The sequence below is a fragment of the Novosphingobium sp. TK71 genome (assembly GCF_055361505.1).
On sequence record NZ_CM143962.1, the window covers coordinates 487,377 to 501,637 of the forward strand.

11 protein-coding genes are annotated in these 14,261 nt (G+C 65.2%); 10 read left to right on the forward strand and 1 reads right to left on the reverse strand.

Translation table 11 applies throughout. The features are described 5' to 3' along the window. Nucleotide 1 precedes the first annotated feature (1 nt). From ACXJ16_RS02155 to ACXJ16_RS02175, 5 genes are all read left to right on the forward strand, one after another. The gene (locus tag ACXJ16_RS02155) at nucleotides 2-502 is read left to right on the forward strand and encodes a nuclear transport factor 2 family protein (RefSeq protein ID WP_463921124.1); all 501 of its coding nucleotides are present in this window, start codon (nucleotides 2-4) and stop codon (nucleotides 500-502) included. 568 nt (nucleotides 503-1,070) lie between these two features. Continuing rightward, nucleotides 1,071-2,252 (forward strand): MFS transporter, encoded by a 1,182-nt coding sequence (locus ACXJ16_RS02160; protein WP_443477901.1) that lies wholly within the window; start codon nucleotides 1,071-1,073, stop codon nucleotides 2,250-2,252. After that, the gene (locus ACXJ16_RS02165; RefSeq protein WP_324696074.1) at nucleotides 2,249-3,475 is read left to right on the forward strand and encodes a CaiB/BaiF CoA transferase family protein; all 1,227 of its coding nucleotides are present in this window, start codon (nucleotides 2,249-2,251) and stop codon (nucleotides 3,473-3,475) included. Before ACXJ16_RS02160 ends, ACXJ16_RS02165 begins: the two co-directional genes overlap by 4 nt. Before the next feature lie 38 nt (nucleotides 3,476-3,513). Next, the gene (locus tag ACXJ16_RS02170; RefSeq protein WP_463921126.1) at nucleotides 3,514-4,554 is read left to right on the forward strand and encodes an AraC family transcriptional regulator; all 1,041 of its coding nucleotides are present in this window, start codon (nucleotides 3,514-3,516) and stop codon (nucleotides 4,552-4,554) included. A 242-nt stretch (nucleotides 4,555-4,796) separates the two neighbouring features. Further along, nucleotides 4,797-7,553, forward strand: coding sequence for a TonB-dependent receptor domain-containing protein (locus ACXJ16_RS02175; protein ID WP_463921127.1), 2,757 nt, complete (start codon nucleotides 4,797-4,799; stop codon nucleotides 7,551-7,553). A 66-nt stretch (nucleotides 7,554-7,619) separates the two neighbouring features. Here the strand turns inward: ACXJ16_RS02175 and ACXJ16_RS02180 are convergent, their stop codons facing one another. Continuing rightward, complete coding sequence (locus ACXJ16_RS02180) at nucleotides 7,620-8,666, reverse strand: endonuclease/exonuclease/phosphatase family protein (RefSeq protein WP_454797454.1); 1,047 nt, start codon at nucleotides 8,664-8,666, stop codon at nucleotides 7,620-7,622. A 156-nt stretch (nucleotides 8,667-8,822) separates the two neighbouring features. On the opposite strand from ACXJ16_RS02180, the gene ACXJ16_RS02185 reads away from it, so the two are divergent. The 5 genes from ACXJ16_RS02185 to ACXJ16_RS02205 all read left to right on the forward strand — a co-directional run bounded on the left by ACXJ16_RS02185 (nucleotide 8,823) and on the right by ACXJ16_RS02205 (nucleotide 14,259). Next, nucleotides 8,823-9,518, forward strand: a complete 696-nt coding sequence (locus ACXJ16_RS02185; RefSeq protein WP_443477900.1) for a hypothetical protein — start codon at nucleotides 8,823-8,825, stop codon at nucleotides 9,516-9,518. 85 nt (nucleotides 9,519-9,603) lie between these two features. Continuing rightward, on the forward strand, nucleotides 9,604-10,188 hold the full coding sequence (locus tag ACXJ16_RS02190) for an RNA polymerase sigma factor (RefSeq protein ID WP_185997011.1): 585 nt from the start codon (nucleotides 9,604-9,606) through the stop codon (nucleotides 10,186-10,188). Then, nucleotides 10,172-11,134 carry a FecR family protein gene (locus ACXJ16_RS02195; protein ID WP_324696063.1) on the forward strand — a complete coding sequence of 321 codons (963 nt, stop codon included), beginning with the start codon at nucleotides 10,172-10,174 and terminating at the stop codon, nucleotides 11,132-11,134. The genes ACXJ16_RS02190 and ACXJ16_RS02195 overlap by 17 nt, the downstream gene beginning before the upstream one ends. Before the next feature lie 19 nt (nucleotides 11,135-11,153). Next, nucleotides 11,154-13,505 (forward strand): TonB-dependent receptor, encoded by a 2,352-nt coding sequence (locus ACXJ16_RS02200; protein WP_443486820.1) that lies wholly within the window; start codon nucleotides 11,154-11,156, stop codon nucleotides 13,503-13,505. Beyond that, nucleotides 13,492-14,259: a polysaccharide deacetylase family protein gene (locus tag ACXJ16_RS02205; RefSeq protein WP_324696059.1), complete on the forward strand. Its 768-nt coding sequence runs from the start codon at nucleotides 13,492-13,494 to the stop codon at nucleotides 14,257-14,259. Before ACXJ16_RS02200 ends, ACXJ16_RS02205 begins: the two co-directional genes overlap by 14 nt. Nucleotides 14,260-14,261: the final 2 nt, after the last annotated feature.

Consider the following 14,261-nt stretch of genomic DNA (forward strand, 5'->3'; position numbering starts at 1 on the left):
CATGGCGGACCGTGAGGACATCGTCGAAGTGCTCAATCTCTACGGTCTCGCCATGGACACCCGGCGCTGGGATCTGTTCGGGCGGGTGTTCACGGCGGACTGTGCGGTCGATTACGGGCCCGGTTCGTGCTGGAACGACCTAGGTGCCTTTCAGCATGCTTTCGGTGCCTTTCACGAAATGTTCGATGCAACCCAGCATGTGATGAGCAATCACCTCGTTCGAGTGGAGGAAGATAGAGCTTTTACAGTAACATATGGCCAGTGGCGGCTCATCCGTCATGCCGCTGGAGAGCCGCCGGTGTGGGACGGCAGCGGCTACTACGACGATGAACTGGTCCGCACCGAAAACGGCTGGCGCATCGCCCGGCGGAGCTGCCGGGTGATCTACTGGACGGGCAATCCCCGCGTCCAGATGCCCGAGGGCGACATCGCCTTCGAACTGGACCTCGCCGCGCTCCACGAGGAGGAACGGGCAGGCCGGATCGGCTATCTGCCGACCTGACAAGGGGGGCGGGCGGAGCCCCTCGCGTATCGCCGGGCCGGATTCGACCTCCGCAAATTGGCGTCCTGCCGGCGATCGGGCTATCCAGCGCAGACAAGAGAAATGTGAGAGGAACGCTGCCCGCAGGGGCGCGTAAGCTGGGATGTGGGCTAGATCGCACGATGCTCAAAACAGCGGGTACAGCCCCCTGAAGGCGCAGTCCGCGCAGGCTGACGGCCACGTCATGCCTCACCGATTCCGGCGCATTTTCGACCGCCTTTCGAAAAGCCATGGGCGAAAGCCCGCGGCGGTTTCGAACGCGCAAGACGCTTTCGTGGCATGGCGGCCGGGGCCTTCGAACGCAGGGATGCCGGGTGCGGAATATGTTCGCAAAGGTGCCGGTTCTTTGCGGATGTGACGTGAACCACGCCTGGCATGTCCCGAACCGGCAGCAGCGATGGACAGGCGATGTCGTCTGCTCGAACTGCCGGTCGGGGACTGCCCGGGAACCAGAACAATTGCCATCAGGCACGAACGGGAAGGAGCCACGGTGACGTATCTTGCGGAGTTGAGATCGAATTGGCGACCGTTGCTTGCCGCAACGGTCGGCGTGGGCACGGGTATGTCGCTGGCGGGAACCGTCACCAGCGCGATCGCGCCCAGCATGATCGCCGCCAACGGGTGGAGCAAGGCGGACTTCGCGATGGTGGGAAGCCTCGGGATCGTCAGTTCCCTGGCATTTCCGTTCATAGGCCGGATCGCCGACGTTCTCGGTGTCCGGTGGACGGCGCTTATCGGGCAGGTGACGCTGCCGCTGATGTATCTGGCATACAGCCTGATGGGCGGCTCTCTACAGACCTATATCGTGATCTTCCTGATCCACAGCGTGGTGTGCCTTACCACGACCTCGACCGTGTATACCCGGTTGCCGGTCCAGTGCATTTCCGCCGCAAGGGGGGCCGCCCTTGCCATCGTGGCATCCGGTCCCGCGCTCGTGAGTGCGATCGGCGGCCCCCTGCTCAACGCTTACGTCGAGGCGAACGGGTGGCGCGCCGCTTATCAGTTGCTGGCGATCTTCGCCGTGGTGGCGGGCACGATCACATTCCTCCTCATTCCCGCGGAAGCGGACCGGCAGGCAGGTGCGCGCGCGCCCCGGCGGCCTGCGCGCGAGGATTATCCGGCGATCTTTCGTGCACCCGCGTTCTGGATCCTGCTGGCGGCCATGCTTCTTTGCAACATTCCCCAGGTCATCATGCTGACGCAGCTCAAGCTCGTGCTGCTCGACAACGGCGTGACAGGTCGCGGGGCGTCGGTGATGATCAGCGCGCTGTCCATCGGGATGCTTGCGGGCCGCCTGATCACCGGTGTTGCGCTGGACCGGTTCAATCCGTTCGCGATCTCGTTCTTTACCCTTGCCCTGCCGAGCCTTGGACTGTTCATCATCGCCTCAAGCCTTGATGCCCCCGCGGTGTTGACGGGGGCGGTCTTCTTCCTGGGCTTCGCATTCGGTGCCGAGGGCGACATCATCGCCTTCCTCGTGGCGCTGTGCTTCCCCATTCGGATCTATGGTTCCGTCATGGGGCTGATGACCGCGACGATGTCGGCTTCCGCTGCGATCGGCGCCGTGGGGCTGAGCATCATTCTGGCACGGACCGGCGGCTACAGCACCTTCCTGGTGATTGCCGGTACTGCGGTACTGGTGGGCGCGTTCCTGCTTTTGACCCTGGCGCGGGCTCCGCGACCGCTAGATCTGGAAGGATGCCCGGCATGACTAAAGTGATGGAGGGCATTCGCGTCCTCGAAGTTGCCCAGCACACGTTCGTGCCGGCAGGCGGGGCCATTCTCGCCGACTGGGGCGCGGATGTCATCAAGATCGAACATCCCACGCGCGGGGATGCGATGCGCGGCTTCATCAACATGGGGGGGATGAAGATCAACCCGCTGCGCCATACGATGATGGAGCATCCCAATCGGGGCAAGCGTTCGGTCGGCGTCGACATCTCGACGCCTGAAGGGCAGGAGGTCATCTACGAACTGGCCCGAAGCTGCGACGTCTTCCTGACCAATTATCTGCCCTATCTGCGGCAGAAGCTGAAAATCGATATCGAGCACATTCGCGCGGCCAATCCCGATATCATCTACGCCCGTGGCAGCGCCTATGGCGACAAGGGCCCGGAGCGCGACGTCGGCGGTTTTGACGGCACCGCGTTCTGGACCCGAAGCGGGGTGGGCTGGTCGATGAGCCCGGGAGAGCTTGAGGGGCCGCTGTCCCAGGGCATTCCGGCCTTTGGCGATTCCACGGGCGGCATGAATCTCGCCGGCGGGATCGCCGGTGCGCTGTTCCATCGGGAGCGAACCGGCAAGCCCAGCGAAATCGACGTCTCACTGCTGTCCACCGCCTGGTGGTCGGCGGGCAGCGCGCTCGATATCCAGCTTGAGAACAAGCGGGCGATGCGTGTCGGAATGCCGCGTTCGGGTTCCAATCCGGGCAATCCCTTCATGGGTAACTTCGCCACGTCCGACGGCGGGACCATCAATTTGTGCACGCTCATTCCGGGCCCGCATATCCGCAGCCTGTTCGAACATGTCGGCGTGCCGGAAGCCGCGGACGATCCCCGCTTCTCGACGGCGGAAAAGCTGCTTGAAAACTGGGAGGCCGCCGGCGAGATCATCAACGCCCGGTTCAATGCCATGCCGTTCGCCTACTGGCGCGAGCATCTGAAGACCTACACGGGCCAATGGGCGCCCTACCAGAGCCTGCTGGACCTCGCGCATGACGAGCAGGCGCTGGCCAACGACATGCTCTTCGAGGTCGAGGCCATGGACGGCGGCGATCCCATCAAGCTCGTTCGAGGGCCGGTGCAGTTCGATCATGCTCCCGTCGACACGATCCGGGCTCCGCAGGCTTCCGAACATACCGAACTGGTGCTGATGGAGATCGGGCTGCCGTGGGACCGGATAGAGGAGCTCAAGGCATGCGGCGCCATCGCATGACGGCCGGTGCAGCCGTGCTTCCAAGCTGAACGGCTGCCGTGAGCGAAGCGGACTTCGAGCGGCTGAACACCCCGCTGTTGCGGCACTTCACGGCGCTTTTCGGCGAACTGGGAGGCGATCTCCCCGCGCTACTCGAGGAAGTGGAGATTGTGCCTCGGGATTTTTCGGAAGGTTCCGGAAGGCTGACTTATCGGCAGGCGATCCGCTTGCTCGACACGGCGGCGAGGAGGCTGGATTGCCCGGATCTGGGCATGCGACTTGCGCTTCGCCAGCGCGGGGGAGCGGTTTTCGGCCCTCTCGGCAACGTAATGCGCAATTCCAGAACGTTCGGCGATGCAGTGCGGTCCGCCTGCGAGCACAGCGGGGCACACAGCCGGGCCGTGCGGGTCTGGCTCAGCGCCCATGCGGAGCCCTCGGCCACCTTCGCGGGCCATGAACTGCTGCTTGGCGACACGGCAAATCGCGCGCAGGCCATCGAGCAGGTCCTGCTGATCGGGCATCTCGAAGCGATGGAAATGACGGGCGGCCTATCGCGGGCGCGGCGCGTTTGCTTCCGCCACGAACCGGTATCCACGCGCTCCGCCTATCGCCGGAATTTCGGCTGCGAGGTGCTGTTCGGGGAGCCGGCCGACGGTCTTGTGTTCTTCGAGGAAGACCTGACACGGCCCATCCTCAGCCAGGACGAATATGTCTATCGGGACATGCTGCGCTACCTTGAGGAGCATTTCCCCAAGCGCCAGCTTCCCGTCGATGCGGAAGTTCGCGGACTGGTGCTGCGATCGCTCGCCCTGGGAGACAGTTCGACGGACAGCGTGGCCCATGCGCTCAATCTTCACGCCCGCACGCTCCGCCGCCGGCTTCGCGAGGAAGGCCTTGGTTTCCAACAGGTAAAGGACAGCGTCCGGCGCGAATTGACCTGTTACTACCTGGAGCGGACGGACCTCGATTTTCGGGGCATTTCGGAAAAGCTGGGCTTTGCGGAACAGTCCATCTTCTCGCGGAGCTGCCGGCGCTGGTTCGGCAAATCGCCCACCGGATTGAAGGACGAGTTGTGCCGGCGCGAGAGGCTGTCCGGATAGGTCAAGCCAAACGCCGCCAAGTTGGCGCATGAACCGTTACACAAAAAGACGGGACACGCTGCCGGCCTTCACGGGCATGGCGGCGAATGGAAGGGGGAAAGCCGGGGCTGCCTGAGAAGCAGCCGATATTCCGACCATCCCGAAATGCGGAGGCGCAACCGCAAGTCTCGATCAAGGCGTTTCGTTGCCTCGATCGGCCGCAAAGGCCGACGGGTTTGATTGTACCAGGGGAGGATGAGGAATTGGCAATCAATTACAAGTGTTCGGTCGGTCGTCTCGCGCTCTGCGCGGCTTCGGTCGCTGTCATGCCGGCAGCGGCAATGGCCCAGGCCGACGCGCCGCCGCCTGCGCAGGACCAGTCGGCTGCCGACCAGGTGACCAGCGAACCGATCGTCGTGATCGGTACTCTCATCCGCGGCATCGCCCCGGCCGGCAACAATGTCATCGACATGAGCGCGGAACAGATCGCGGCCACCGGCGCTGCCACGACGAGCCAGGTTCTCAGCTCCATTCCGCAGGTCGGCAACTTCTTCAACGGACTGCCGGCCGGCGTTTCGCAGCAGCCGGGCGCCAATGGAAGCAACCCGATCAATCGTCCCAACCTTCGTAGCCTTCCCGGCGCGAACACCAGCGGCGGCGCCCAGACGCTCGTACTGTTCGACGGCCAGCGCGTGGTTGGCGCGGGCATCCAGCAGGTTGCCGTCGATCCCGACATCATCGCGCCGGGCGTGATCCAGCGCGTGGAGGCGATGACGGACGGCGGTTCTGCCGTCTATGGCTCGGATGCGCTCGGCGGCGTGATAAACTTCGTGTCGCGCGATCGTTTCGACGGCGTCCAGATGGATGCGCGATACGGGATCGGTGACGATTTCCAGTCGGTCGAGGCGAGCGGGATGGCCGGCAAGGACTGGGGCTCGGGTGGCTTCTATGTGGCCTACGGCTATTCCCACCATGACAGCGTCTTTGGCGCCGACCGGGACTGGGTGAAGCAGGTCGACTGGAACACCGGTGTACCCACCGGCCGCAACTGTGCGGCGCCCAACGTGACCATCGGAACGACCTCCTATGTGCCTTCGGGAGGCGGGCTCACCGCCGGCGGTCCCAATTCCTGCGATTTCTCCGACCCTGTCGCCATCTATCCGACCACGACTTTGCACACCGTGTTCGCCCGTCTCAACCAGCGCCTCTCGGGCGGGGTGCGTTTCGACGTGACCGCGCTTTATGCCAATCGTTCGATCGAGCAGATCGGCGGGACTCTGGGAACGGGAGCGCTGGGCACCGGCGCTGCGGGTCAGGCCACGCTCGCGGCAAGCTCTCCCTTCTACCGTCCGACCGGCGACGCCAATGACGGGCTGCCCCAGGTCGTCCGGTATGACTACAGCCCGCTGTTCGGAACCGCTTCGTCCACGCAGAATACCGACCTCGAAACATGGCGGGTTGCTCCCTCGATCTCGGTCGAGCTGGGCTCCGATTGGGAATTCAGCGGGCTGTTTAGCTATGGCCTTGCCACGACGTCGTTCTCGAATGCGCAGATCAGCGCGGCGGCACAGTCTGCCGCCCTGGCCGGGGGGACGCTGAATCCCTACGATGTGGCTGCAACAGCGCCCAGCGTGGCTTCGGGCCTGCTTCGCTACAACAAAGGCACCGGCCGGAACGAACTGTTCGATTATAGGGCCATCGTCAACGGGCCGCTGTTCGAGCTTCCTGGCGGCACGCTGCGCGCGGCGGCCGGCTACGAGCACATGCAGGACAACTTCAACAGGCGGTCGACGAATGCATCGACGTATCTGTTGCAGGACCCGACGAGCTACACCCAGAAGGTGGATTCGGTCTTCGGCGAGCTTTCGATCCCGATCGTCGGCGATGAAAACGCCATGTCGTTCATCAACGAACTGACGCTTTCGGCCTCGGCACGTTACGACAAGTACAACGACTTCGGCGACACCTTCAATCCGAAGTTCGCCGCAACCCTGCGCCCGGTCGAATGGATCGCGATCCGGGGGAACTGGGGCAAGTCCTTCACGGCTCCGTCGCCGGTGGACCAGCTTGGCGTCATGGCCTCTGCCGTGGCCACGGTGCCCGCTGCATTCCTGCGCACGCCGCCCGGCGTAACCGCCGCTCCCGGCGAAATCGGGCTCTTCGTGTCGGGTACCGCTCCCGGAATTCAGCCGCAGAAGGCGACGAACTGGTCTGTCGGCGCGGAGATCGAGCCGCCGTTCCTGCCGGGGCTGACGCTGAACGCGAGCTATTACAACATTGACCTCACGGGAACGATCGGGAGGCCGGTAACCGGAGCGGACCTCAGCGACTACTATGCGAACTTCCCGCAGCTCTATTCGGTTCGCCCGAGCGGCCAGGAACTGGCGGCCTATCTGACGCAGTTCGATCCGGCCAACTTCAACTTCACGGTGGCGAACCCGACCTCGACCGGTCAGGCGATCATCACTTCGGGCGGTACGAACTCGCCTGTGCTGGTCTCGCTGGACACCCGTGCAAGGAACCTGGGCACCGCGAAGCTCGACGGCCTGGATTTCTCGGCCAACTACGTGCTCGATACCCGCTTCGCTTCCTTCGATGCGAGCGTCACGGGGAACTACCGACTTTCGCAGAAATCGCGCGCCTTGCCTTCGCTGCCTGTCGCCGACGATCTGGCCTTCAACACTCCGGTGTTCCGCATCCAGGGAACGCTGGGAACCCGGATCGGCGGGCTGCGCGCGCAGGTCATCTGGAACCACACCTCGGGATACAAGCGGGGCACGGTCGAATTCGGCCAGACCCGGGTTTCGGCCTTCGATGCGATCAACCTGTTCTTCAAGTATGACGTGAAGTCCAAGTCCGCGTGGGGGAGCGACCTGTCGTTCACCCTGAACGTGCAGAACCTGTTCGATGTGTCGCCGCCCGAGTTCCGTTCGGCAGCCGGTCTGGGCTTCGATACCACGCAGGGAAGCGCCTTCAGCATCGGGCGTATCGTCCAGTTCGGCGTCAGCAAGAAGTTCTGACCCTCACAGGGCCGCTCGGGCACTTTGCCCGGGCGGCCCGAAGGTCGATGCCGCGACCTTGCGGGTTCATCGCTGTTTGCAGTCGTTGCTGTGGAAGCAATAAGTGACGACATAGCCAATGTGATCCGAAAGCGCGTCGGCGCCGGGATGGGCGCCGAACGGTACGTCCATGGCCCCGAATGCGAGCTTCGTGGCAGTGCCGGAACGGTAATATTGCTTGTCCTTGCCGCGCTTCACGATTGCCGCAAGTTCCGGCCGCAAGGTCGTTTCCGCACCCGGCAGCCGGGACGAGGCTTCAGCGGTGCCCAGTGCATCGCCGATCAGGCTTTTCGCTCCGGAGATGCGGTCCGGGTCGTGGCCGACATTGAAATCCCCGGCGAAAACCAATGCCTGGCTCGCAGGAACCTGGGCGTGGATAAATGAGAAGGCAGCGGCCAGTTGCAGCTTGTAGGCCTGGTTGGCCCGATCGACCGAGACGCCTGAGGCGCGGCGGGAGTTGAGATGGGTATTCGCAACCGCGACGGGTTGCGCCTGCCCCGGAACCCTGACCCAGGCCACCAGCAGTCCCTTGGAGGCGAGACAGTCGAAACCCGCGCAGAGGGACGCGGGAAAGGCCATCCGTCTTGCAGCGATAATCGGATAGTCCGACATGATGACGAGGCCGCTGTCCACCCATTTGCCCTCGGTCTCGCCCCTGGTCCACGACGCGCCGTTCGCAAGATTGGCGGAGGCCAGCCTTTCCGAGCGATCCGATGGCTTGCCGAGAGCTTCCGAGGGCTGCGGTCCGATCGCGATCCACTTGTAACCGGCGCGAGCGGCGATCGCCTTGGCTTCGGGGACGAATGCTTCCTGCAAGGCCACGACATCCGGCTGGCGGCCGCTCAGCCTGAGGCTTCCAAGCTGCTCCGCGATCTTTTCCAGCGCGGCCGGGCGGCCCAGCGCGGCGGGGAAGGGCAGGCCCTTCACATTGTAGGTCATGACGGAAAGTGTGCCAGGCGCTCCCGAAGCAGCTTTGGCTCGCGGCTGGTAGACAGCGGCCGGAAGGGGGCGGGCGATGTTGGAAGCGGAAAGACCGGCAACCATGGCAAGGGTGATGAAACCAAGTCGTGACACGCAGGAGAACTCCAGCTTCGATCTCGCCTAGACGCCGGGAACCCGCATTTCCCGCATCACGCATTTTCAGGTGCGGGTTCGGGCTCGCACCGGAGTCTCTCCAAGGTCCCGCCGCTCGGGACGGGGAACGGAGCTCCAGCCATGAGGCGATCCAGGATGACCGGCGTTGCATGCGCATTGCTTGCGATGGGGCCGAACATTGCCGAGGCGCGGACCGAGAAGGTCTGGGGCATGAGCGGCGCGCGCTATCTGCCGCAACTCGTCGAGTGGTCGCTGTCCGATATGTCCATGCCGGATCAGGTGAAGGTCATGCGCCTTGAAAACGATTCCGGCGATGCGGGCTGGCGTTTCGACCTGCTGGCGATCCGTTCGCTCGATCCGGTAGAGCTTCCCGGCGATCCGGACGGGGCGCGGTTCCGGGGGCGGCACATGAGCTTCAGTGCCTGGCATTCGCTGGGAGACAGCAGTATTCTGCGGCTGAACGGCGTTGCCGGCCGTGTAAGCCGGCGAAGCGGTTCCGGCATCCTGCTTCCGGCCAAGACCCGCGCCGGATATGCGGCGGCGGAACTTTCGCTGGATCATGGGCGCGACTGGTCGGTTTCGGCCGGCATCTACCGGCAGGGCGGCTGGGGTGGGCGTTCGCTCGAAAACGACCTCCTTCGCATGACCAACGGCGAGCCCGCGGCAGCCATGGGTGTTCACGCTGCCGCCCGCGTCGCCGTTTTCAACGGCTCGGGCGAGCCGCGGACCTGGCTCGGGCTCGACGTGCATTCCGGTAGAAGGGCGGCGGGCCTTGGGCAGGCACTGCGAGCCGGCAGCGATGTCAGCCTCGTGCTGACGTCCAGCTTCTGAGGGTGCCATGACGGTCGCTGGAAGATCACCGGAACATCTGCTTTACCTGAGAGAGGAAAGAGCGCTTGCGCAGGAAGGACGGGCTATGACGTCGCTCGGGCAGGAGGTGCCTGCCGATGGAGGACTACGGCAGGTATGCCTCGCCATGCGGGGCGAACTGCGGCGCTTCCTGCTGGCCCGCCGGGTAAGCGAGGCGGATGTCGAGGACTTGTTGCAGGATCTGTTCCTTCGCCTTGAAACCACGGTGACGGGGCCGGTCCGCGCACCGCGCGCCTATCTCTACCAGATGGTCAACAACATGGCTCACACTCGGCGGCGCACGGAAACGCGCCGCCAGTCCCGCGATGCGGGCTGGATCGACGCGCGGGACGGCGAGGAACAGGCCGATGCCGCGCCCGACGCCGAAGCCACGCTCGTGGCCCGTGACCAGCTGGCCCGCGTGGAAGCCCGGCTTGCCCAGTTGCCGGAGCGGACCGCCTACGTCTTCCGCCAGTTCAGGATCGAAGGCGCGTCGCAGAAGGACATCGCGGGGCATCTCGGGATAAGCCTGAGCGCGGTGGAAAAGCATTTGCAGCGCGCCTATCGCGCGGTGCTCGAAATTCGCGCCCGGCTGGACGATGCAGCCGGCGGGGCCGGAAGAACAGGAGGGTTCGATGATTCGTCCCGATGACGAGGGCATTCATGGGCAGGCAATCGCCTGGCATGTGCGGCTCGCCGATGCGAGCGAGGAGGACTGGGGCGAGTTCGCCGCCTGGCTCGAGGCGGATGCGCGCCACAACGATGCCTACGAGGCCGTTTGCGACGAGGATCTGGCGCTCTCTCCCGCCGTGGCTTTGGCGAGGCAGGAGAATTTTCGGACAGAGGCGGAAGCCGGGCATCGGGATGCTGCCGTCTCGCCGATCGGCGCGCGGCGGCCCGGACGCTGGATGTGGCCGGCCATGGCGGCGACCGTGGCGCTTGTCGCCGCCGGGTCATGGATGGCCGTGGGAGGATGGGACCGGTCCTACACCGTGACGACGGCGCCGGGCGAAGCACGGACGATCGCGCTATCCGACGGCAGCAGGATCATGCTGAACGGCGGCACCGAACTGGTGCTGCGCCAGTCCGACCCGCGCGTTGCCGAACTCAAGGCCGGGGAGGCGCAGTTCTCCGTCCGTCACAATGCGGAAAAGCCCTTCACCCTGACCGTCGGTTCGCAGCGCGTGGTCGATGTGGGGACCGTGTTCAACGTTCGCTCCGGCAGCGGCGGGGTGCAGGTGGAAGTGTCCGAAGGGGCGGTCCGGTTCGAGGACGGCATTACGCGCCTTCGCCTCAATGCCGGCGATACCCTGAAGGCGAGCGGCGACAGGCTGATGGAAGGAAGCAAGGCCGCCGCCGACATCGGCGCATGGACGCGCGGCAAGCTGGTCTACCGCGATGCGCCGCTCGTGGAAGTCGCGGGCGACATTACCCGGGCGCGGGGGATTGCCATCGAACTGGGCCCCGATCTATCGAAGACAAGTTTCACGGGCGTGATACAGCTGGACGGGGACAATGCGGCGCTGCAACGGCGTGTCGAGGTCCTGATTGGTGCGAAGGTGACCGAAACTGCCGATGGTTGGTCGATCACACGTTAACCGGTTCCTTCCCGCTCTATTGGCGGTCGCCGTCAACACGATGCAGGCCGCTCCGGCGCTGGCAGCGGAGACGCATGTTTTCGCGGTGCCGGCGGGGCGGCTTTCGGACGCCTTGCTGGCCCTTGCGCAGCAGGCGGGAATCTCGATCGCGCTCGGCGATCCCAGGCTGGATACCCTGCGTTCGCGCGGGATTTCGGGCCGTCACGATGTAGCCGAGGCGTTGCGGCGAATTCTCGCCGGAAGCGGGTACGACTTCGTCTTCGTCGATTCCCGTACCGTGCGGCTGGTGAAGCGCGCCGCTGCGCCCGCCATCGCTCCCAGGGCGCCGCGCATGGGGGCGGCTCCTGCTATCCGGCCAGTGCCTGTCCCGGAGGTGGCGGGGCCGGACATTCTCGTCACGGCGACCAAGCAGCGCCTTGGCCTTGCCGACTATCCCGCCAGCCTGGCGGTGGTGGAGCCTGACCGCGAGGAACTGGCACGGGCAGGCGGGCGCGGAACCGGCTATATCCTGGGCAAGCTGCCGGAGCTGTCCTCGACCAATCTGGGGCCGGGCCGGAACAAGATATTCATCCGCGGCATCGCCGACAGCAGCTTCAACGGCACCAGCCAGTCTACGATCAGCCAGTATCTGGGCGAGATGCGGCTGATCTACTCCGCGCCTGACCCCGATCTTGCCTTGCATGACATCGCCCGCGTCGAAGTGCTGGAAGGGCCGCAGGGCACGCTCTACGGGGCGGGAACCCTTGGCGGCATCATCCGCCTTGTCCCGACGCCGCCCGATCCGGGAAAGACCTCGCTCGAAGGGGCGTTCGGCGTCCGCCTCACGCAGGACGGCGCGCCGGGCGGCGACGGGGCGCTCGTGGCGAACCTGCCGCTGGCAAGGGATCGACTGGCCCTGCGCGCCGTGGTCTACCGCACCGTCGACGGCGGCTATATCGACGATGCCGCGCGCGGTCTGAGGGACATCAACCGCAACGTCATGACGGGGTTTCGCGCGGCGCTTCGCTGGCAGCCGGATGCGGCATGGACGGTGGATGTCACTCTGGCCGGACAGGACCTCAATTCCCGCGACGGGCAATATACCCTGCGCGGAGAGCCCGATCTGGTTCGTTCGTCCGCGATCGCGCAGCCGTTCGACAACGACTATCGCCTGGCCGGCGTGACCCTGTCCCGCGATTGGGGTGAAACCCGGCTGACTTCTGCCACCGGCTATGCCCGGCAGAGCATCGACACCGTGTTCGATGCCACCACCTCCGCATCGCCGCAGATCCGGCAGTACGAGGAGGATGTCGCGGTAAAGCTGCTCTCGCACGAGACGCGGCTGAGCGGGAACTGGGGCAATGGCGGGACATGGCTCGTGGGTCTGGGCCTGGTCAACAATATCGACCGTGCGGTGCGCAGGCTCGGCGCGCCCGGTGCGCTGGACACGCTCTCCAATCTCGCCAACACGACACTGGATGCGGCAGCTTTCGGCGAGTTCGGCATTCCTCTGCGGCGCAATGTCCAGCTCACGCTCGGGGGGCGGTTCAGCTACGTTCGCCAGACCAGCGAATTCATGGGGCAGGGTGGCCTCGATTTCGAGCCGGTGCGCCGCCAGCAGCGTTTTCTGCCCTCCGTTGCGTTGTCATGGAAGCCGGGAGCAGGGGTGCTGGCCTATGGCCGATATCAGCAGGGCTATCGCCCCGGGGGTCTTCAGGTAACCGGCTCCGCGGCCGATCCCAGCGCGGATCGCTTCGTGTCCGACCGCATCCAGACGGTTGAGCTGGGCCTGCGCTTCGGCATGGAGAAGGGCGCCCGCCTGTCCGGCAGCCTGACCGCTTCGCTCGCTCGCTGGCGGAATATCCAGGCCGATCTCGTTGCCATAGACGGGCTGCCCTACGTGGCGAACATCGGTTCGGGCCGGGTAGGAAATCTGGCCTTTTCGCTGGCCTGGCGCCCGGTGGACGCCCTGTCGCTGGAGGCGGCGGGTTTCCTCAATTCCAGCAGCCTGTCCGATCCCGCCCCGGGCTTCGACAACATCAGCGACCGAGACTTGCCCAACGTCGCCGACCAGGGATGGCGCACGGCGGCCAAGTTCGTCCATTCGCTTGGCTGGGCGGACCTCACGCTCGATACGGCGATACGCCATGTCGGGCGTTCGAAACTGGCGATCCTTTCCCCCTTCGCGCTGACACAGGGGCGTTACTACGACCTCTCGGCGGGCGGCCGGCTGTCATTCGGCCGCTGGGGGCTGTCGCTCGACCTTGCGAACATTCTCAACGACCGGGGCAACACTTTTGCCTTCGGCAATCCCTTCACGGTGGCTCAGGGTCTGCAGCAGACACCGATGCGCCCGCGTTCCCTGAGGATCGGCGTCGATGCCCAGTTCTGAACTCCGCAATAGCGCTGAGACCCGGCGCCTGCTCGTCTCGATCCACGATGTCGCCCCTTGCTTCGAAAGCGAGGTGGACCGGCTTGTCGAGATTCTGGAGGCCCGGCTGGGCGCGGCGCGTTTCGCCATGCTGGTCGTGCCCGATCACTGGGGGCGGGCATCGCTTTCGCAAGCGCCGCGTTTCCAGGCACGGCTAAGGGGCTGGGCCGAGGCCGGGGTCGAGATGTTCGTTCACGGCTGGTACCATCGCGACGATGCCGTCCACGGCGGCGGGGCGGGCTTCAAGGCGCGCCACATGACGGCGGGAGAGGGCGAATTCCTTGGCCTTTCCCAAGCCGAAGCCTTGCGGCGAATGCGCGACGGCAAGGCCCTGCTGGAAGACATCGTGGGCATGCCGGCGGCCGGTTTCATCGCTCCGGCCTGGCTTTACGGGCCGGGCGCGATGGCGGCGATGGAAGAATGCGGTTTCGCGCTGGCGGAAGACCATTTCCGCGTCTGGCAGCCGGGCAACGCGGACCGGCCGCTCGCGCGCGGCCCGGTCATCACCTGGGCAAGCCGCAGCACCATGCGCACGGCCTCTTCGCTGTTCTTTGCCGCGCTCGCCCGGCGGGCCATGCAGCGCCAGCGCGTGGTGCGCATCGCCGTCCATCCCGGAGACGTGACGAAGGCGTCATTGGTGCGCAGTATCGATCGCACCCTTGCCGCATTCTCCGCCGGGCACGTTCCGGGCCGCTACGCCGAACTGCTCGCCTGAAA

Bases quoted from the DNA above. Each gene is read 5' to 3' on its own strand.
- ACXJ16_RS02155 (WP_463921124.1), top strand. From the start codon at position 2: ATGGCGGACCGTGAGGACATCGTCGAAGTGCTCAATCTCTACGGTCTC.
- ACXJ16_RS02165 (WP_324696074.1), top strand. From the start codon at position 2,249: ATGACTAAAGTGATGGAGGGCATTCGCGTCCTCGAAGTTGCCCAGCAC.
- ACXJ16_RS02185 (WP_443477900.1), top strand. From the start codon at position 8,823: ATGACCGGCGTTGCATGCGCATTGCTTGCGATGGGGCCGAACATTGCC.
- ACXJ16_RS02190 (WP_185997011.1), top strand. From the start codon at position 9,604: ATGACGTCGCTCGGGCAGGAGGTGCCTGCCGATGGAGGACTACGGCAG.
- ACXJ16_RS02195 (WP_324696063.1), top strand. From the start codon at position 10,172: ATGATTCGTCCCGATGACGAGGGCATTCATGGGCAGGCAATCGCCTGG.
- ACXJ16_RS02205 (WP_324696059.1), top strand. From the start codon at position 13,492: ATGCCCAGTTCTGAACTCCGCAATAGCGCTGAGACCCGGCGCCTGCTC.